This window comes from Streptomyces sp. NPDC097640, from assembly GCF_040302705.1.
In the GTDB taxonomy this organism is placed as follows: domain Bacteria; phylum Actinomycetota; class Actinomycetes; order Streptomycetales; family Streptomycetaceae; genus Streptomyces.
Genome location: NZ_JBEOSB010000037.1, coordinates 14,486 through 32,387 on the forward strand (window position 1 = coordinate 14,486; position 17,902 = coordinate 32,387).

The window sequence follows — 17,902 nt, forward strand, 5'->3', positions numbered from 1 at the left end:
ATAGCCGCCAAGCGGGCTATTCGGCGCGGGTGTTGGGCATATTGATGGCGGGCGGCGGGCCGCTCAGCAGCGGCGCGCCACCCTGGCATATGCCATAGGCATGTCCTGTGGCCGGTGGTCGACGGGAGCTCCCGCCGGCCACCGCGCCGTCCGCCGCTACAGCACCGCGCTCAGAAACTCGCGGGTACGCTCGTGTTCCGGCTCCGTGAAGATCTTCTCCGGCGGCCCGGCCTCGATCACCCGGCCCGAGTCGAACATCAACACCTCGTCCGAGATGTCCCGGGCGAAGTTCATCTCGTGGGTCACGCACAGCATCGTGATGTCCGTGGTGTGAGCTATGTCACGCAGCACGTCCAGCACCCCGGCCACCAGCTCCGGGTCCAGCGCCGAGGTCACCTCGTCCAGCAGCATCACCTGCGGCCGCATCGCCAGCGCCCGCGCGATCGCGACCCGCTGCTGCTGCCCGCCGGACAGCTGGGTCGGATACGCGTCGCACTTGTCGCCGAGCCCGACCAGGTCCAGCAGCTCGCGCGCCCGCTCCTCGGCCTCGTCCTTGCTCAGGCCCAGTACGTGCACCGGGGCCTCGGTGATGTTCCGCAGCACCCGCATGTTCGGGAAGAGGTTGAACTGCTGGAAGACCATGCCGATCTTTTTGCGCACCTCGCGGGTGTGCTTCTCGCTCGCCTCGACCATCTTCCCGCCGCGGTACTCATGGGTGAGACAGTCGCCGTCGACCTGGATCTTGCCCTGGTCCGGCTTGATCAGGGTCATCAGCAGCCGCAGGATCGTGGTCTTGCCGGACCCGGACGGGCCGATGAGGGTCACATGCTTCCCGGAGGACACCGAGAAGTCGAGGTCGTCGAGGACCGTGTTGTCGCCGAAGCGCTTGGTCACCCGGTCGAACCGGATCAGTTCGCTGCCGTCCACGGCAGGGTTCTTGTGCTCGGTTTCAGTGGCCAAGGCGACGCTCCAGGGCTCGCATGAGAAGGGATGCCGGATAGGCGATGAGGATGAAGGCGAGGCCGACCATCGTGTAGGGCTCGATGTACTCGAAGGACGTGGCGCCGTGCGCCCGTGCCTTCTGGAGCATGTCGACGACCCCGATGAGCGCGAGCATCGGCGAGTCCTTCAGCATCGCGATCACGTAGTTGCCGAGGGCGGGCACCACGCGGCGGATCGCCTGCGGCAGGATCACCGAGATCCAGGTGCGGCCGCGCGAGAGGCTGAGCGCGGTGCACGCCTCCCACTGGCCCTTGGGCACTCCGTCGATGCCGGCCCGGTACACCTCGGCGGTGTACGTCGAGTAGTGCAGGCCGAGCGCGATCACGCCGGTGGTCAGCGCGGAGAACTTGATGTCCCAGGTCGGCAGCACGTAGTAGAAGAAGAACAGCTGGACCAGCAGCGGGGTGTTGCGGATGAACTCCACCACCGCGGCCACCGGCCAGCGCACCCAGCGCGTCGGGGAGCGGAAGGCCAGCGCCCACACCAGCCCCAGGGCGAAGGACAGCACCGAGCCGAGGGCGGTGGCCTCCAGGGTGATCAGCAGTCCGTCGCCCAGCTCGGGGAGGAAGTCCTTGGCGACATCCCAGTCCCAGTTCACTTGGCACCTCCCGCCGTGATCAGGTTGGCGGGCTGCTCGGTCTCCTGCGAGGCGGACCGCTTCCTGGGCACCAGCGGGCCCTTGCCGCGCCGCTCCGGCGCCTGCCCGATGCCCGCCTTGGCGCGCCGCTCCAGCAGCCGCATCAGCCGGGTGAGGACGAAGGCCAGGACGAAGTAGAGGACGAGGATGATCGAGTAGATCTCCAGGCTGTCACCGGTCGCCAGCCGCGAGAGCTGGGCGGCGAAGGTGATGTCCGCGACGCTCACCGCGGAGACCAGCGCCGTCGCCTTCAGCAGCTCGATCAGCAGGTTGTTGAACGGCGGGATCATCTCGGGGATCGCCTGCGGCAGGATCACCCGCCGCATCCGCTGCGTGGGCGTGAAGCTGAGCGCGAGCGCCGCCTCGCGCTGCGCGGGGGCCACGGCGGCGATCGCGCCGCGCACGATCTCGGAGCCGTACGCGCCGTAGGTCAGGCCCAGGGCGAGCACCGCCGCCCACATCGGCAGCAGCTGGAACTGGAACCCCAGCGGCATCACGAAGAACAGCCAGAACATCAGCACCAGGGCCGAGGTGCCGCGGAAGATCTCGACGTAGAAGCCCGTGAGGAAGCGGACGATCCACAACCTGGAGGTACGGGCGATGCCGACCCCGAAGGCGACGACGGCGGCGAAGAGCGCGCTGTAGAGGGTGAGCTGGATGGTGATCCAGATCCCCGGAAGGAGCCATTTCTCCCACAGTCCGGCTGTCATCGGCACAGCTCCTTGGCGGTCAGATCCGTCATCTCGGCCTTGGTGAAGCCGAACGGCCCGACGATGCGCAGGAGTTCGCCGCTCTTCTTCATCTTGTGCAGCTCGACGTTGAAGGCGTCCCGGAGGTCGGTCTCCTCGGGGCGGAAGGCGAAGCCGCCCGCGCCGATGTCCGGCTTTCCGTCGAGCAGCGCCTGGAACGGCTCGGTCGCTTCGGCCCGGCGGCCCCCGCTCTGCCGGACCACGTTGCGTACCGTCACGGCCGTGCCCGCGAAGGCGTCGGCGCGGCCCTGCTCGACCGTCAGCAGCCCGGCCAGCTGGTCGGGGAGGACCATGATGTCGCCCTCCTTCACCCCGGCGTTGACCGCGTAGCCGATCTGGGCGTACGCGGAGCCGCTGGCGAGCTTCGCGCCCGACTTGACGATGTCCTCGTAGGTGTGGAGGTTCTTGGGGTTGCCCTTGCGCACGATGAACGAGTCACGGACGCGATAGTCGGGATCCGAGAAGATCACCTGCTGACAGCGATCCGGATTGATGTACATGCCGGCGGAGACCACGTCGAATTGCTGCGAGCGCAGCCCGGGTATCAGCGAGGCGAACTCGGTCGGGACCGGCTGGACATGTGCCACCCCCAGCCGCTTGAAGATCACCTTCGCGATTTCCGGCGCCTCGCCGGTGAAGTCTCCGTTCTTGTCGATGTATCCGAACGGGATCTCACCCGCGATGCCCAGACGTACCGTCCCCTGCGACCGCAGGCGCTTCAGCAGATTTCCCCCGTCCTTGGCTTCGGCGCTGGACACCCGGCTACAGGCCGTGGCGCCCAGCAGACCTATGGCCGCTCCGCCCGCCAGAAGCGCGCGGCGGTCCAGCCGTCTTCCGCTGTTGTCCTTGTGTGTCCGTCGTGGTGGAGCCATGGGCGCGCGGCTACCCGACCGCACGCGAAATATGCAGATCGTTTTCAGCCCTTGACGCTTGGTCGGGCTGGGTAGGCGCACTCGGCAACAGGTCCGCAAACGAGCGGGAGGAATGTCATGGCTGACCGGTTTATCGAGGTATCGCTCGCCAAGAGGGGCGTGAGCTGCACGGCGAAACTCCTCGACGACCGCGCGCCCATCACCTGCGAGGCGGTGTGGAACGCGCTGCCCCTGGGAGGCGACGTCTACCACGCGAAGTACGCGCGCAACGAGATCTACGCGCTGCTGCCCCCCTTCGCCCCCGAGGAGCCACCCCTGGAGAACCCGACCATCACCCCCATCCCCGGCGACCTGTGCTACTTCAGCTTCACCGACACCCAGCTGGGCACCGCCTCCTACGGCTATGAGCAGCAGGCCAAGCACCAGGGGCAGCAGCGGGTCGTCGACCTCGCCCTCTTCTACGAGCGCAACAACCTGCTGATCAACGGCGACGCCGGGTGGGTGCCTGGCATCGTCTGGGGCGCGGTCGTCGACGGGCTGGACGAGATGGCCGACGCCTGCCAGGACCTGTGGCGGGCCGGCGCACTGGGGGAGACGCTGAGCTTCCGCCGGGCGTAGGCGGGCGGTTCCGTCCCATCCGGGCTGTGCGGCCCGGGTGGGACGGGACGGTCCGTACGGGGCGCTCCCACGGGGTGGGGCGGTCCGTCGGGGCCGGGTTGTCCCCGTCCGTCCGTCAGGCGGCCTGGGCCGGCGGCCTGACGCCGTCCGCCAGGCCCGCCTCGTACAGCGCGTGCGCCGCCCGCAGCACCAGCGCGTCCGCGTGGCGGGCGCCAACCAGCTGCACCCCGATCGGCAGCCCCTCGGCGGAGAGGCCGCAGGGCACGCTCGCCGCGGGCTGCTGGGTCATGTTGAAGGGGTAGGTGAAGGGCGTCCAGCCGGTCCACCGGGTGTGGCCCGAACCCTTCGGCACCTCGACCCCCGCCTCGAAGGCGGTGATCGGCAGCGTCGGGGTGACCAGCAGGTCGTACGCGGAGTGGAACCGCCCCATGGCGTGTCCGAGCGCCATGCGCACATCGACGGCGGCGAGATAGTCCAGCGCGCTGTACGAGGCGCCCTGGGCGCAGATCTCGCGCAGCCCCGGGTCCAGCAGCTCCCACTTGTCCTGCCCCAGCGGCTGCACCACCCGCGCGGCGCCGCTGAACCACAGCGTGTGGAACGCCTCGACCGGGTCCTCGATCCCCGGGTCGATCTCCTCCACGGACGCGCCCAGCCCGGCCAGCAGATCCACTGCCCGCCGCACCGCCGCCGCCACCTCCGGGTCCACCGCCGCCGAGCCGCCGAGCGCCGGGCTGTAGGCGACGCGCAGTCCGTCCACGCCGCCCCCGCCGCCGCCCGCCGTGATCGCCTCTTGGAAGCCGCCCTCCGGGGGCGCGAGCTGGGACCAGTCGCGCCAGTCCGCGCCGGAGATGACATCCATCAGAAGCGCCGCGTCGGCCGCGTCCCGCGTCATCGGGCCCACATGGGCGAGCGTTCCGAACGCGCTCGCCGGATACAGCGGAACCCTCCCATAGGTGGGTTTCAACGCGAAGACGCCGCAGAAGGAGGCCGGAATGCGCACCGAACCGCCGCCGTCCGTCCCCAGACTCAGCGGACCCGCGCCCAGCGCCACCGCGGCCGCGCTGCCCCCACTGGAGCCGCCCGCGGTGCGGCGCGGGTCGTACGGATTGCCGGTCACCCCGTACACCGGGCTGTCCGTGACGCCCTTCCAGCCGAACTCGGGGGTCGTCGTCTTCCCCAGGAACACCGCGCCGTGCTCGCGCAGCCGGGCCACCGAGGGCGCGTCCTCGTCCCAGGCCCGGCCCTCGGCCTCGACGGTCAGCGAGCCGCGCAGCGTGGGGCCGCCGCGCTGGAGCAGGATGTCCTTGACCGACACCGGCACCCCGTCCACCAGACCGGCCGGTTCGCCGCGCCGCCACCGCTCGGCCGACTCCTCGGCCTGCCGCAGCGCGGCCTCCGCGTCGACCCGGCTGAACGCGTTGACCTCCGGCTGGATCTGCTCGATCCGCCCCAGCGCGGCGCGGGTCGCCTCGACGGGGGAGAGTTCGCCCGAGGCGTACCGTTCGAGGAGTTGAACAGCTGTCAGATCGTGGATGTCGGTCATCCACCGTCTCCTTTCAGTCGACCGGTACGTACCCCAGGCGCTTGTCGACGACGTTGAGCAGCGGCTCGCCCGCGGCCCAGCGGTCGTAGTTGTCCTGGAACTGCTCGGCGAGCTGGTCCCGCCAGCCGACCGTGTCGCCGCTCATATGGGGCGAGACGAACAGCCCCGGCACATCCCACAGCGGGTCGTCGGCGGCCAGCGGCTCATGCTCGAACACGTCCAGCGCCGCGCCGCCGATCCGCCGCGCGGTCAGCGCCGCCACCAGGTCGTCCGTCACGACCAGCGGGCCGCGCCCCACGTTGACGAACAGGGCGCCCGGCTTCATCCGGGCGAAGGCCTCCCGCCCGAACATGCCGCGCGTGCCGTCGGTCAGCGGCGCCGCGCACACCACCCAATCGGCCTCCGGCAGCAGGCCGTTCAGCTCGTCGCCCCCGCGCACGCCCTCACGCGCCGTACGCCCCACCAGGTCGACCGCGATGCCGAGCGCGCCCAGCGTACGGCCGATGGCCCGCCCGATCGGTCCGGCGCCGACGACGACCGCGCGGGACCCGGCCAGCCGCACCGTCTCGCGATGGCGCCAGCGGCGCTGCCGCTGAAGCTCCCAACTGCCGTGGAAGTCCTTGGCCATGGCGATGACGAGCCCCGCGACATACTCGGCGATCGGCTGCTCGAAGACGCCGCGGGCGTTGGTCACCACCGTGTCCGACGCGGTCAGTTCGGGGCTCATCAGCCGGTCCACGCCCGCGCTCGCGGTGTGGACCCAGCGCGGCCGGGGTCCGCCGCCGGGCCAGGCGGCGCGTACCGCGTCGGAGGCGAAGTCCCAGACGAGCAGGGCGTCGGCGGCGGGCAGCAGTTCGGGCAGCGAGGACTCGTCGCACACGAGGATCCTGGCCCGGCCGGCCAGGCGGTCGAGACGGACTGGAGGGTCGTCTCCGAAGACGACCAGAGTGCTTTCGGTCATGGGCGGGAAACCGTTTCGAAACGTAGGTGCGCTTGGCTGTCGAGTTGGCTGTCGTGGACGTTCGGGATGATCGGGAAGCCGCCTCGGAAGCAAGGATTGACCACGCTAGGCAGCGGAAACTACCGTCGTCAATAACGGCATCGTTCCGGCATCTGTCCCGACGTCCCGGCATTCAGGCCGGCTCATTCCCTCTGGCCAATGGTCCAGCCCTCCGTTGTGTATTGGGGCTCGATATGGACGTCTCTTTTCTGGGTGGCCCACAGCCGCAGCGCGGTGTGGGTGTCGTAGCACCATTCGATTTCGCTCTCGACCGTGAGCTGTGGCGCTGGGTGCCCGACGAGGTCTCCTTGCATCTGACCCGCACTCCGTTCGTTCCGGTCGAGGTGAGTCTCGATCTGGCGCGGCTCGTCAGCGAGCACGAGACCTTGCACGAGGCGGTGCGCGCCCTGTGCGCGATCGCGCCCGAGGTGGTGGCGTACGCCTGCACGTCGGGCAGCTTCGTCGGCGGCGTGGCCGGCGAGCGCGCGATGTGCGCGGCGATGACGCAGGCAGGCGAGATGCCGTCGCTCACCACGTCGGGGGCGCTGCTCGGCGCGCTGCGGGAGATCGGCGCGCGGCGTATCGCCGTGGTGACGCCCTATACGAAGTCGGTGACCGACTCCCTGGAGGAGTATCTGGGCGAGGCCGGGATCACCGTGACCGGGCGGGCGTACCTCGGGCTGACCAGGCACATCTGGAAGGTGCCGTACCGCGATGTGGTCGACATGGCGCGGCAGGCGGTGGTCGGCGCGGCCGACGCGCTCTTCATCAGCTGCACCAACCTCCCCACGTACGACGTGATCCCGCAGCTGGAGGCCGAGCTGCGGATGCCCGTCCTGTCGGCGAACCAGGTCACGATGTGGGCGGCGCTGCGGGCGATCGGCGAGCGGGCGGTGGGGCCGTATCAGGCCCTGCTCGACCCGGCGGCGCGGCGCGGCCCGGCCGGTATGGCGGGGATGGATCACCTCGTCGGGCCGGTGGGGCCCGTGGTGATCCCTTCCGCGCCGCTGGTCGACCCCGCGCCGTCCCTGCCCCTGCCGGAGCCCGAGGCGGCGCTGGCCGGGCCGCCGCAGGGGCCGGACGGTGATCCGGGCGAGGGGCTGGACCCGGCGTTCGGCTCCGGGACGGGGGACGGCCCGTACCTGGACGAGTCGGGAGGTGCTCCGCCGGCGATGTGAGGGAACGCGATGGGCGGCCGCGGTGTATGAGAAGTGACAGGCGACGGGGCGGCGCCCGCGGGGGCCGCCGGAGGGAGGCAGCCATGGTGGATCCGGTGATGGACGGAGCTGTGGACGCAGCTGTGGACGGGGCGGCGAGCGGCCCGGCCGGCGATGCGGTGGGCTTTCTGTATCCGGGATATTCCGCGGAGGACGAGTATCCGCGGCTCGAAGCCATCCTGGGCGCCGGGGTCCGGCTCCCGCTCGTCCATACCGACATCGGCGAGGACGCCCATCGTGTGGACGCCCTGCTGGAGATGGGGGCGGCCGCGCGCCTCGCCGCCGGGGTGGGGGAGCTGAAGGGGCGCGGCGCCCGGGCCGTGGTCTGGGCCTGCACGAGCGCCAGCTTCGTCTTCGGCTGGGAAGGCGCGCATGAGCAGGTGCGCGAGCTGTCGGAGACGGCGGGCCTGCCCGCCTCCAGCACCTCCTTCGCCTTCGCGCATGCCGTGCGGGCGCTGGGCGCCGAGCGGGTCGCGATCGCCGCGACCTATCCGGCGGATGTCGCGGATCACTTCAGGGCCTTCCTCAAGGAGGCGGGGGCGGAGGTCGTCGCGATGCGCGGCAGCGGCATCATCACCGCGGCCGAGGTCGGCACCTGGGGCCGGGAAGAGGTGCTGCACCTGGCCCACGCGGGCGATCACCCCGACGCCCAGGCGGTGCTGCTGCCGGACACCGCCCTGCACACCGCCGCCTGGATACCCGATCTGGAGGAGGCGCTGGGCAAGCCGGTGCTCACGGCGAACCAGGTCACGGTCTGGGAGGGGCTGCGGCTGCTCGGCCGGGAGGTGCCCTCGGACCGGCTCGGGGCGCTCTTCCGCCCCGCGGGAGTCGCGGGGGAGGAGAAGAAATGAAGCCGCGGGAATAAAGCGGAGCCATTCTCCGGTTGGCTGTGTCCGGTGCGGTGTGACGCACGCAGAGCAACGCGGACAGAGCGACCAGGGAGGCGGGCCACCGTGGCCGACCAGCAGGACGGGCAGGACCGGCAGAGCGAGCAGAATCGGCTCCACGGCGAACAGGGCGGGCAGACCGACCAGGCCGGGCAGGATGCCCGGCGTGAGCAGGGCGGGGCGGGGGATCACGGCGTCCACGCCGCTCCCCGGGGCAGTGCGCCCATCCCGCTGTCGGTGCTGGACCTGGCGACCGTCGGCAGCGGGCTGACCGCCACGCAGGCGCTGCGGAGCAGCGTCGAGCTCGTCAGGCTCGCCGAGCGGCGGGGCTTCCACCGGTTCTGGGTGGCCGAGCACCACTCCATGCCCGGGGTCGCCAGCTCCTCCCCGGCGGTGATCCTGGCCCATCTGGCCGCGCACACGGAGCGGATCAGGCTCGGCTCCGGCGGGGTCATGCTGCCCAACCACGCGCCGCTGGTCATCGCCGAGCAGTTCGGGACGCTGGAGGCCCTGGCGCCGGGGCGGGTGGACCTGGGCCTGGGGCGGGCGCCCGGGACCGACGGGGCCACGGCCGCCGCGCTGCGCCGCACCGACCGGCTGCACGAGGGCGCCGACGACTTCCCGCAGCAGCTCGCCGAGCTGCTCCGGTTCCTCGACGACGACTTCCCGGACGGCCACCGCTACGCGCGCATCCACGCGGTCCCCGGGCCGGTGCAGGGCACGGTGCCCGGCGGGGTGCAGTCCGCCGACCGGCCCGCGGTGTGGCTGCTGGGGTCCAGCGGCTTCAGCGCCCGGCTCGCCGGGGCGCTCGGCCTGCCGTTCTCCTTCGCCCACCACTTCTCCGCCGCGAACACCATCCCCGCGCTCGACCTCTACCGCGAGTCCTTCCGGCCGTCCGCGATCCTCGACCGGCCGTATGCCTCGATCGGGGTCTCGGCGTTCGCGGCCGAGGACGAGAAGGAGGCGCGCCGCCAGGTCCTCACCGGCGCGCTGTCGATGGTGCGGCTGCGCACCGGGCGGCCCGGCCTGGTGCCCACCCCCGAGGAGGCGGAGGCCTATGAGTTCAATGTCATCGAGGAGGACTTCGTCAACAGCTGGCTGACGAACGTGGTGTACGGCACCCCGGAGGCGGTGCGCGACGGACTCGACGGGCTGATCAAGCGGACCGGCGTGGACGAGATCAAGATCACCACCACGGCCCATGGCCCCGAGGCCAAGCTGCGCTCGTACGAGCTGATCGCCGACGCCTACGATCTGCCGACGGCGGCAGCCTGACCTGTACGGGCCCCACCGGGCCGGGGCCACCTGGCCGGGCCGGGGGCCCGGCCGCCCGTTACGGCGCGCCCGTGGCCGCCGGATGGCCGCCGATCATGGCGGAGATCTGTTCCGGCGGCACCGGGCGGGAGTAGAACCAGCCCTGCCCGGTGTCGCAGCCGATCCGCGCCAGCCGCTCCGCCTGCTCGGCGCTTTCCACACACTCGGCGGTCACCGTCAGGCCGAGCCGGTGCGCGAGCTCGACGAGCGCCTGGACGATCGTTTCATCGGCCGGGTTCGGGTGTTCCTCCGCCCGGAACCCCTGGACGAACGACCCGTCGAGCTTCAGCGTGGAGACCGGGAGCCGGCTGAGGTAGGCGAGGTTGGAGTAGCCCGTGCCGAAGTCGTCGATGGCGATGGCCACGCCCATCTCGCTGAGCCGCAGCAGCGCCTGCAACGGCCGCCCCGCCGAGCCCATCACCGCGGACTCGGTCAGCTCCAGCTCGAGCAGATGCGGCGGCAGTCCCGTCTCGGCGAGGATCGCGGCCACGTCCGCCACCAGGTCCGAGTCCCAGACCTGACGGACCGCCACATTGACGCTCACGATCAGCGGGTTGTGAGGGTGGGCCAACTGCCAGGCGCGGGCCTGCCGGCAGGCCGTCCGCAGCACCCACCGCCCCAGCGGGACGATCGCGCCGTTCTCCTCCGCGAGTGAGATGAACCGATTCGGCGACAGCCTGCCGAATCGCGGATGCTCCCACCGCACCAGCGCCTCCACGCCCTTCACCACACCGTCGACCAGCCCCACCAGCGGCTGGTAGTCGAGCACGAACTCCTCCCGCTCGACCGCCGGACGCAGCGTGCTGGACAGCGCCTGTCTGGTCATCCGGTGTGCGTTGCGCTCCGGGTCGAAGAGCGTCCAGCGCGCCTTGCCGTCCTCCTTGGCCCAGTACAGCGTGGTGTCCGCGGCCTGCATCAGCCAGGTGGTGTGCGTCCCGGCGGCGGGCCGCTCCACCACGCCGATGCTGGCCGACACCGACAGCCGCTGCCCGGCCACGTCGAACGGCCGCTGGAGCGCGGTCAGTACGGACCTGGCCAGCTCGCACAGCTGCTCCGTGCCGGTGGAGTCCCGCACCAGCAGGGCGAACTCGTCGCCGCCGAGCCGCGCCACCAGATGGCCGCCGGGCGCGGCACACTCGGTGAGCCGCTGGGCGACCGCGCCGAGGAGCCGGTCCCCGACCCGGTGGCCGAGCGTGTCGTTGATGTCCTTGAAGCCGTCGAGGTCGAGGTAGCAGAGCCCGATCCGCCCGGTGCCGCCCCGGTCGTACGCGGCGGCCTCCAGGGCGGAGGACAGCCGCTCGAAGAAGAGGTTGCGGTTGGGCAGCCGGGTCACCGGGTCGTGCATCTGAAGGTGGCGCAGCCGCCCCTGGAGATCGCGCCGGTCGCTGATGTCGGCCATCGACAGCAGCACGCTGCAACTGTCCGGCACCGGCTCCACGGTGATCTCGGCCCACAGGGCATGGCCGTCGGGGTGTTTCAGCCGACGGGTGCAGCACAGCCGCGAGCGGCGGCCGAGCAGCACATCGCGGTACTCGCCCCAGGTGCGCGGATCCTCGCGCAGATCCGCCAGGTCGGCGGCGCTGCGCGCGATCAGCCGGGACGGCTCGGCGCCCAGCAGCGAACCGAGCGCGGGGTTGGCGTCGAGCACCACGCCCTCGCGGTCGATGACGGCCATGGGGAGCCGCGCCGCGTTGAACGCGGCCCGGTAGTCGCTCGGCGCGGGGCCGGGCGCTGTGCTCCCGGGCGGTGTGGATCCGGCCGGTGCGGCCTTGGCCGGTGTGGCTCGCTCATCGCTGGGTACCGCGTTACGTTCCGTGATCGTCGGCAGAGTCGCGCCGGGCGCGCGGCCCTGGCCGTCAGGGGATCCGCTCACCGCTCGCTCCCGCGTGGCGCTCGTCTCGTACAGGTCTGTCGTACACATCTTGTGCATGTCTCACACCGGGTGCCGGACGAGCCGTGAATGCCCGCCCGAATAGGGAGTCCCCGCTGGAAATGTGCCGATCATAGAGGCTCGTGCTCCGACAGTTCCAACAATGCGACCGCGACCAACGAAGACTTGAACAACTGTTTGGTCAAATCTGTTCGACTCTGCACGGACCAACTGACCTCACGACCGACTGTGACCGTCTGTTACGTACCCGCATCGGGGCCGATTCACTCGACCGGGCCAGCCGAACAGGGCGTACCGCGCGAATCCGCCTGAGGGTGGACGGGGTGGTCCGACTCTGTCCGGGAGGTCGACATGGGGCGTCCTCAGCTGCCCGCGGGGGTGGGGTGCCCGCCTCGGTTGCGCCGCGCCGGGGCCATGCTCACCTCGCTGAGCGCCGTGATCGCGACCACCGTGGTGTCGGGCCCCGCCATCGCCGCCGGCGCGGGCGGCCCGTGCACCCTCGAGCGCACCGGCGCCCACCACTCCGAGGGCCTGGACACCTGGAACACCAGCTACCCCCGCCCCGCGCGCACGGTCCACGCGGCCATGGTCTTTCTCGCCTTCCCCGACGCCACACCCAAGGTGACCCCCCGCCGGCTGGCCGCCGACCACATCCCCGCGACCACCGACTTCTTCCGGCGGGCGTCATACGGGCAGTTCAGGCTGCGGGTGCACCTCGCGAAGCGGTGGATCACGATGCCCGAGGCATCCACCTCCTACGCCATAAAGCGCGACTGGAACCCCGGGCGGCGGGCCGCGTATCTGCGCGACGCCATCGCCGCCGCCGACCCCTCCGTCAACTTCGCCCGCTATGACGTGGTCTATCTGGTGGCCGATCCCGATGCCCCAGGCGTGGACGCCGATGCAACAAAAGTGGTCAACTTCGAGCAGCCGCTGCGCGCGGATGGTGTCGAGCTGCGCCGGCTCGTCACCGTCTTCGAGAACCACCCGCCGGACCGGAATGTGCTGGCCCATGAGACCGGCCATGTCTTCGATCTCCCCGACCTCTACCACCGGCCGAAGAACGACGACGGCGAAGGCGACTGGGACACCTATGTCGGGGACTGGGACCTGATGGGCAGCCAGTTCGGGCTGGCCCCCGACCCCTTCGGGTGGCACAAGTGGAAGCTCGGATGGCTGCGCCCGCGCCAGGTGCAGTGTGTGCGCGCCCCCGGCGCGACCCTGCACACCCTCGAACCCCTCGGCGCGCCCATGGCGCCCGGCGGCCCGGCCGCCGACAGCCGCACCCGCCTCCTCGTGGTGCGCACCGGCCCCACCACCGCGCTGGCCATCGAGGCACGCGGCTCGTACGGCAACGACGAGGACACCTGCACCGAGGGGGTGCTGGTCTACCGCGTGCGCAATGACGCCGCCTCGGGCGAAGGCCCGATCGAGGTGCTGGACGGACACCCCGGCACCGGAGCGTGCTGGAACGAGTCGGTCTACCCCGAGCTCGCCGACGCCACTCTGGGCGTCGGGGAGACCCTGTCCACGCGGCGGGACCATGTGCGCGTGACCGTCACCGGCCGCACCACGGATGGCGGCTGGACCGTCGAGGTCGACCGCGAGACGCGGCCGACCTGAGCCGACGCGAGCCGCGAGAGCGGGAGACACACCGCCTCACCTGGTGTGCGTACTCTTCCGGTACGCGGACGCCGCATAGGCGCCGAACGCCGCGAACCATCCCGCCAGGACCACCACCGCCCCGAGCGCCGGCAGCGCACCCTCGGACACATCCCACCCCAGCTGCGCGAAGCGGTTGGTGGGTGTCCACTCGGCGATCGAGCCGAACCAGTGCGGGAAGGCGCTCAGCGGAATCCACAGCCCGCCGATGATGGACAGCCCCATGCTGGCCGCCATGTTGACCATCCCCGTGCTCTGGGCGGACAGCCGATAGCCGTTGCCGAGGCCCAGCAGCGTGAACGGCAGCGTGCCCAGCCACAACACCACCACCAGGGCGAGCGCCCGCAGGACCGGCATCCGCACCCCGTTGACCAGGAAACCGGCCGCCAGCACTGCCACGATCGACGGCAGCACCACCAGCGAGCCGGTCACCGCCCGCGCCCCCACCACCTGGAGGGGTGTCAGCGGGGTGATCCGCAGCTGGCGCAGCCAGCCGCGCCCCCGGTCCTCCGCCACCCCCGTGCCGTTCGCCAGGGCCGCGCCGAGCGCACCGTACGCCGCCATCCCGATCATCGACGCGGTGTTCGAGGCGTCCCGGTCGCCGTCCCCACCGCCGACGTTGGTGAACAGCAGATACATCACCACAGGCAGGGCGACCCCGAAGATCAGGAACGCGAGGTCCCGGGTCGACCTGCGCAGCTCCAGCGCGATGGATGTCAGCATCAGACCATCGCCTCCTCTCGGTCCTCGTGGCCGTCCCGGCCGTCCATGTCATCTGCGCTGCCCACGCCGTCCGCGCCGTCCGCCCCGGTGGTGAGCGCGACGAAGGCGTCCTCCAGCCGGGACACCCGAACCTCCAGATTCCGCACATCACCGCGCTCGGCGAGCGCCAGCACCGTCGCGTCCGAATCGGCACTGCGCAGATACGCCCGGCTGCGCCGGATCTCGACGCTCGTCACCCCCGGCAGCTGCTCCAGCCCCTCGGAGGAGCGGTCCCCCAGATCGAAGGCGACCACATTGCCGCCCACCGTCCGCTTGATCTCCTCACCCGTGCCGTCCGCCACCTTGCGGCCCTTGTCGATCACCACGATCCGGTCGGCGTTCTCATCGGCCTCCTCCAGATAGTGGGTGGAGAACAGGACCGTGTTGCCCCGCGCCGCGTAGCCGCGCATCGCCGCCCAGAACTCCCGGCGGGCGCCCACGTCAAGCGCCGCCGTCGGCTCGTCGAGCACCACCAGCTCCGGGCCGCCCGCCATGGCGAGCGCGAACCGCAGCCGCTGCGCCTGCCCACCGGAGAGCCGGTCAGCGCGCCGCTCCGCGAGGTGGGTCAGCCCCGCCAGCTCCAGCGTCTCGGCCACGGGCAGCGGCCTCGGGTAGGTGCCGGCCACAAAGGCGACCAGCTCACGGACGGTCACCCGGGTGATCAGCGCACCCTCCTGAAGCATCGCCCCGATCCGCCCCGAGCGGACCGCCGCCTCCGGAGCGCCGCCGAACAGCCGCACCCGGCCCTCGCTCGGCGGCAGCAGGCCGAGCAGTATCCCGATCGAGGTGGACTTGCCCGCGCCATTGCGGCCCAGCAGGGCGATCGACTCGCCGCGCCGGATGGTCAGGTCGATGCCCTTCACCGCGCGCACCGCGCCGTAGTGCTTCGCCACCCCGGCGAACTCCACCACGGGCGTGTCCGCCGCTGTCATCGCTGTGCTCGTGCTCGTCATGACAGAGACGCTACGGAACGCCACCGTGCCCGCGGCAGTGTCGCCAGTCCGCAGTCTCACAGGACAAATGTCATGGCCGGAGGGGTGAACTGCTCAGCTTCTCCGCTTGTCCTATGACCTGTTGTCCTATCACCTGCCCAGGCTCGAGCAGGCTTCGAGCCGCCACCCCGAGACTCCCTGCGAGCCGCCGCCCCGCTGCCTCGACACCTCGATGCCCCCTACGCCGAGGCGGCGGGGCGGTGTCGGGCCGGTGGTCCCGTGCGGCGCTGGGGAGTTGAGAATGCACCATCCAACGGACAGGGCGAACAGGGCGAACATGGCCGAGGCCCTGATGGACCGGGCCATGCTGTGCGCCGCCGACGAGGCGCTGGCGCACCCGGTCGAAGGCGGCGGCGAACAACGGATCACCTACGCCGCGCTCGACGCCCGCGCCCGCGCCGTGGCCGCCCGGCTCCGGGACCGCGACGCGCCCGGCCGCCGGGTGCTGATCGCCCTCGACCCCGGACCGCACGCGGCGGCCGCGCTGCTCGGCTGCCTCTACGCGGGGGCCGTCGCCGTGCCCGTCCCCGCCCCGACCGCCTCGCGCACCGAGGCGGAGCGCTTCGCGGCCATCGCCAAGGACGCCGCCGTGGACCTGGCGCTGACCGAGACGGCACACGCCACGGAGACCTCCCGCAGGCTCTCGCTCGTCGGCCGCACCGGCATCACCTGCCTGGCCGTGGACGGCCTCCGGCCGGACGCCGCCACACACGACCACGACACCACAGGCGCCACCGCGCCCGACACCACGCCCGTGCGCATCACCCCCGACAGCCTCGCCCTCCTCGCGTACGACACCGGCCCGGCCACCGCCCCGCGCGGCGCGCTGATCACCCACGGCAACCTCCTCGCCGCCATGCCCGCGCTGCGCCGCGCGCTGGGCACCGGCCCCCGCTCCCGGATCGGCGGCTGGCTGCCGAGCCACCACACCTCCGGCCTCATCGGCCAGCTGCTGCACCCGCTGTGGCTCGGCGCCACCGCCGTACCGCTGCCCGTACGGCCGCACCTCGCCGACCCCGTCGCCTGGCTGTGGGCCCTCGCCCGCCACCGCATCACCGAGACCGTCGCCCCCGACACCTGCTACGCCCGCTGCGCCGCCGAGGCCACCGACGAGCAGCTCGCCGGGCTCGACCTCTCCCGCCTCCGTACGGCGCTCAACGCCGCCGAGCCGGTCTCGGCCGCGACCGCCGAGGCCTTCCAGCGCCGCTGCGCCGCCGCCGGGCTGCACCCCGGCACCCTGGTCGCCGGATACGCCCCGGCGCAGGCGGCGCCGCTGCTCACCGCGGAGGGCCGGGGCCCGGTCCCCGGCCTGGACCTCCGCGTCGTCGACCCGTCGAACCGCGCCCCGCAGCCCGACGGCGTGGTCGGCGAGATCTGGGTGCGCGGCCCCGCCGTGGGGACCGGCCACTGGGGCCACCCGCGCGACACCGACACCGCGATGGGCGGGTTTCTGCGCACCGGCGACCTCGGTCTCGCGCGGGACGGGGAGATCCGGATGACGGGCCGGACCCAGGACGGCCACCCGGCCGACAGCCTCATGGTGGACGGGAGGGCCCTGCACCCGCAGGACGTCGAGCGCGAACTGCTGCGCTGCGGCAGGCCCTTGGGTTCCGCCCGGGTGTTCTGTGCGGGGCCGGGTGCCGGGGCCCTGGTGGTGGTGCAGGAGGTCCGTACGGCGGGCGGCTCGCACGCCGTGCTCTCCCGGCTGGCCAGGCGGATCCGCGAGCGCGTGGCGGAGGAGTTCGGCGCCGCCACGGGCGCGGTGCTGCTCGTGCGCCCCGGCACGGTCCGCCGCGCCGGGTCCCACAAGGTGCCCCGCGCCACGCTCCGCGAGCTGTATCTGCGGGGGGAAGTCCGGCCGCTGTACCGCGACGTGGCGCCCCGGCGGCGCGAGGCCGTGTCCGGCGCCGCCGCACTCGCCGCATCCACCGAATCCGCCGGGGGCGCAGCGTGAGCGCGGACGGCGCACCCGCGCCGCCCCTGGCGCTTACTGGGCCCGACGGCCCCTGGCACCCGGTGCGCGAGGCCTTCGCCGCGCACGGCCGGGCCGTTGTCCACAGCCGGTGGCGGGAATGGCCTCCGGCCGGTCCCCAGGGCCTGGCGCTCGAAGCCCGCGACCGGCGGCGCCTGCGCACCCTGCCCCGCCCGGCGGCCCGGGGGCGCTTCGTGGCCTCGCGCCTGCTGCTGAAACACCTGGTCGCGGCGGTGTCGGACACCACGGCCGAGGCGGTGTGCCTGGCGTACGAGTCGGGCGGGCGGCCGTACGCGGTCCGCCCCGGGGGGTATCGCGTGGAGATCAGCCTCAGCCACACCGGGGACCTGCTCGTGGCGGGCGTCAGCCGGCGCGGCCGCATCGGCGTGGACGTCGAGGCGGCCGGGCGGCCGATGCGCTACGACGACGTGGGCCCGCGGCTGTGCGCCCCCGCCGAGCGCGCGGCACTGGCCGGACTCGCCGAGCCCGAGCGTGAGCGGGCGCTGCTGCGGCTGTGGACATTGAAGGAGGCCTATACAAAAGCGCTCGGGCGCGGAATGCGACTGGCATTCGCCGAATTCGAGTTCGAGGCGATGACGTCGCGCGGTGGATGGCGCTTCATGGTCTCCGAAGTGAGCGGCGGTGAAAAGGAAAACGGCCATCTGGTGAGTGCGGTATGGCGTCAGCACGCGTGTTCGGTGGGCGGATTCGGCCGAGAATTGGTGGAGCGGCCGGGAGGATTTGGGAATAATCGTATGCGGGCAGACGGCGGGGGATGAGCAAG

16 protein-coding genes are annotated in these 17,902 nt (G+C 72.0%); 7 read left to right on the forward strand and 9 right to left on the reverse strand.

All coding sequences use genetic code 11. From position 1 onward, the window contains the following. Positions 1 to 156: 156 nt before the first annotated feature. From ehuA to ehuB, 4 genes are read right to left on the reverse strand one after another with little or no spacing between them, the layout of a single operon-like run. A complete protein-coding gene (ehuA, locus tag ABTY62_RS40650; RefSeq protein WP_311730475.1) occupies positions 157 to 927 on the reverse strand; it encodes an ectoine/hydroxyectoine ABC transporter ATP-binding protein EhuA in 771 nt (256 codons plus the stop codon). A 22-nt stretch (positions 928 to 949) separates the two neighbouring features. Further along, on the reverse strand, positions 950 to 1,600 hold the full coding sequence (gene ehuD / locus ABTY62_RS40655; RefSeq protein WP_352134408.1) for an ectoine/hydroxyectoine ABC transporter permease subunit EhuD: 651 nt from the start codon (positions 1,598 to 1,600) through the stop codon (positions 950 to 952). Next, positions 1,597 to 2,349, reverse strand: a complete 753-nt coding sequence (gene ehuC / locus ABTY62_RS40660) for an ectoine/hydroxyectoine ABC transporter permease subunit EhuC (protein WP_352134409.1) — start codon at positions 2,347 to 2,349, stop codon at positions 1,597 to 1,599. Before ehuC ends, ehuD begins: the two co-directional genes overlap by 4 nt. After that, entirely contained in the window at positions 2,346 to 3,260 is a 915-nt protein-coding gene (gene ehuB / locus ABTY62_RS40665) for an ectoine/hydroxyectoine ABC transporter substrate-binding protein EhuB (protein WP_352134410.1), read from the reverse strand. The genes ehuC and ehuB overlap by 4 nt, the downstream gene beginning before the upstream one ends. Before the next feature lie 117 nt (positions 3,261 to 3,377). On the opposite strand from ehuB, the gene ABTY62_RS40670 reads away from it, so the two are divergent. Next, positions 3,378 to 3,878 (forward strand): DUF3830 family protein, encoded by a 501-nt coding sequence (locus tag ABTY62_RS40670; RefSeq protein WP_352134411.1) that lies wholly within the window; start codon positions 3,378 to 3,380, stop codon positions 3,876 to 3,878. A gap of 115 nt (positions 3,879 to 3,993) precedes the next feature. On the opposite strand, the gene ABTY62_RS40675 is transcribed toward ABTY62_RS40670, so the two are convergent. Together ABTY62_RS40675 and ABTY62_RS40680 are read right to left on the reverse strand one after the other, a co-directional pair. Then, positions 3,994 to 5,421 carry an amidase gene (locus ABTY62_RS40675; RefSeq protein ID WP_352134412.1) on the reverse strand — a complete coding sequence of 476 codons (1,428 nt, stop codon included), beginning with the start codon at positions 5,419 to 5,421 and terminating at the stop codon, positions 3,994 to 3,996. A 13-nt stretch (positions 5,422 to 5,434) separates the two neighbouring features. Next, positions 5,435 to 6,382 (reverse strand): D-2-hydroxyacid dehydrogenase, encoded by a 948-nt coding sequence (locus tag ABTY62_RS40680; protein ID WP_352134413.1) that lies wholly within the window; start codon positions 6,380 to 6,382, stop codon positions 5,435 to 5,437. Between the two features lie 233 nt (positions 6,383 to 6,615). Here ABTY62_RS40680 and ABTY62_RS40685 point away from each other — a divergent pair, with 233 nt between their 5' ends. The 3 genes from ABTY62_RS40685 (at position 6,616) to ABTY62_RS40695 (ending at position 9,800) form a co-directional block, all read left to right on the forward strand. Further along, positions 6,616 to 7,599, forward strand: a complete 984-nt coding sequence (locus ABTY62_RS40685; RefSeq protein ID WP_352134414.1) for a maleate cis-trans isomerase family protein — start codon at positions 6,616 to 6,618, stop codon at positions 7,597 to 7,599. Positions 7,600 to 7,697: 98 nt separating this feature from the next. Continuing rightward, positions 7,698 to 8,489 carry a maleate cis-trans isomerase family protein gene (locus ABTY62_RS40690; RefSeq protein ID WP_352134478.1) on the forward strand — a complete coding sequence of 264 codons (792 nt, stop codon included), beginning with the start codon at positions 7,698 to 7,700 and terminating at the stop codon, positions 8,487 to 8,489. Positions 8,490 to 8,750: 261 nt separating this feature from the next. Then, positions 8,751 to 9,800: an LLM class flavin-dependent oxidoreductase gene (locus ABTY62_RS40695; protein WP_352134479.1), complete on the forward strand. Its 1,050-nt coding sequence runs from the start codon at positions 8,751 to 8,753 to the stop codon at positions 9,798 to 9,800. Positions 9,801 to 9,858: 58 nt separating this feature from the next. Here ABTY62_RS40695 and ABTY62_RS40700 read toward each other — a convergent pair whose 3' ends face one another. Beyond that, positions 9,859 to 11,769 carry a putative bifunctional diguanylate cyclase/phosphodiesterase gene (locus tag ABTY62_RS40700; RefSeq protein ID WP_352134415.1) on the reverse strand — a complete coding sequence of 637 codons (1,911 nt, stop codon included), beginning with the start codon at positions 11,767 to 11,769 and terminating at the stop codon, positions 9,859 to 9,861. 312 nt (positions 11,770 to 12,081) lie between these two features. Between ABTY62_RS40700 and ABTY62_RS40705 the strand changes: the two genes are divergently transcribed. Continuing rightward, entirely contained in the window at positions 12,082 to 13,353 is a 1,272-nt protein-coding gene (locus tag ABTY62_RS40705) for a M6 family metalloprotease domain-containing protein (RefSeq protein WP_352134416.1), read from the forward strand. A gap of 36 nt (positions 13,354 to 13,389) precedes the next feature. Here the strand turns inward: ABTY62_RS40705 and ABTY62_RS40710 are convergent, their stop codons facing one another. Continuing rightward, entirely contained in the window at positions 13,390 to 14,115 is a 726-nt protein-coding gene (locus ABTY62_RS40710) for an ABC transporter permease (RefSeq protein WP_352134417.1), read from the reverse strand. Further along, entirely contained in the window at positions 14,115 to 15,086 is a 972-nt protein-coding gene (locus ABTY62_RS40715; protein ID WP_352134480.1) for an ABC transporter ATP-binding protein, read from the reverse strand. The genes ABTY62_RS40710 and ABTY62_RS40715 overlap by 1 nt, the downstream gene beginning before the upstream one ends. Positions 15,087 to 15,387: 301 nt before the next feature. On the opposite strand from ABTY62_RS40715, the gene ABTY62_RS40720 reads away from it, so the two are divergent. After that, on the forward strand, positions 15,388 to 17,100 hold the full coding sequence (locus ABTY62_RS40720) for an AMP-binding protein (protein ID WP_352134418.1): 1,713 nt from the start codon (positions 15,388 to 15,390) through the stop codon (positions 17,098 to 17,100). Beyond that, complete coding sequence (locus ABTY62_RS40725) at positions 17,097 to 17,897, forward strand: 4'-phosphopantetheinyl transferase family protein (protein WP_352134419.1); 801 nt, start codon at positions 17,097 to 17,099, stop codon at positions 17,895 to 17,897. The genes ABTY62_RS40720 and ABTY62_RS40725 overlap by 4 nt, the downstream gene beginning before the upstream one ends. Positions 17,898 to 17,902: the final 5 nt, after the last annotated feature.

Excerpts from the sequence above, each read along its gene's own strand:
- ehuC (WP_352134409.1), bottom strand. The coding sequence starts at position 2,349 with ATGACAGCCGGACTGTGGGAGAAATGGCTCCTTCCGGGGATCTGGATC.
- ehuB (WP_352134410.1), bottom strand. The coding sequence starts at position 3,260 with ATGGCTCCACCACGACGGACACACAAGGACAACAGCGGAAGACGGCTG.
- ABTY62_RS40670 (WP_352134411.1), top strand. The coding sequence starts at position 3,378 with ATGGCTGACCGGTTTATCGAGGTATCGCTCGCCAAGAGGGGCGTGAGC.
- ABTY62_RS40675 (WP_352134412.1), bottom strand. The coding sequence starts at position 5,421 with ATGACCGACATCCACGATCTGACAGCTGTTCAACTCCTCGAACGGTAC.
- ABTY62_RS40680 (WP_352134413.1), bottom strand. The coding sequence starts at position 6,382 with ATGACCGAAAGCACTCTGGTCGTCTTCGGAGACGACCCTCCAGTCCGT.
- ABTY62_RS40685 (WP_352134414.1), top strand. The coding sequence starts at position 6,616 with ATGGACGTCTCTTTTCTGGGTGGCCCACAGCCGCAGCGCGGTGTGGGT.
- ABTY62_RS40690 (WP_352134478.1), top strand. The coding sequence starts at position 7,698 with ATGGACGGAGCTGTGGACGCAGCTGTGGACGGGGCGGCGAGCGGCCCG.
- ABTY62_RS40700 (WP_352134415.1), bottom strand. The coding sequence starts at position 11,769 with ATGCACAAGATGTGTACGACAGACCTGTACGAGACGAGCGCCACGCGG.
- ABTY62_RS40705 (WP_352134416.1), top strand. The coding sequence starts at position 12,082 with ATGGGGCGTCCTCAGCTGCCCGCGGGGGTGGGGTGCCCGCCTCGGTTG.
- ABTY62_RS40710 (WP_352134417.1), bottom strand. The coding sequence starts at position 14,115 with ATGCTGACATCCATCGCGCTGGAGCTGCGCAGGTCGACCCGGGACCTC.
- ABTY62_RS40715 (WP_352134480.1), bottom strand. The coding sequence starts at position 15,086 with ATGACAGCGGCGGACACGCCCGTGGTGGAGTTCGCCGGGGTGGCGAAG.
- ABTY62_RS40720 (WP_352134418.1), top strand. The coding sequence starts at position 15,388 with ATGCACCATCCAACGGACAGGGCGAACAGGGCGAACATGGCCGAGGCC.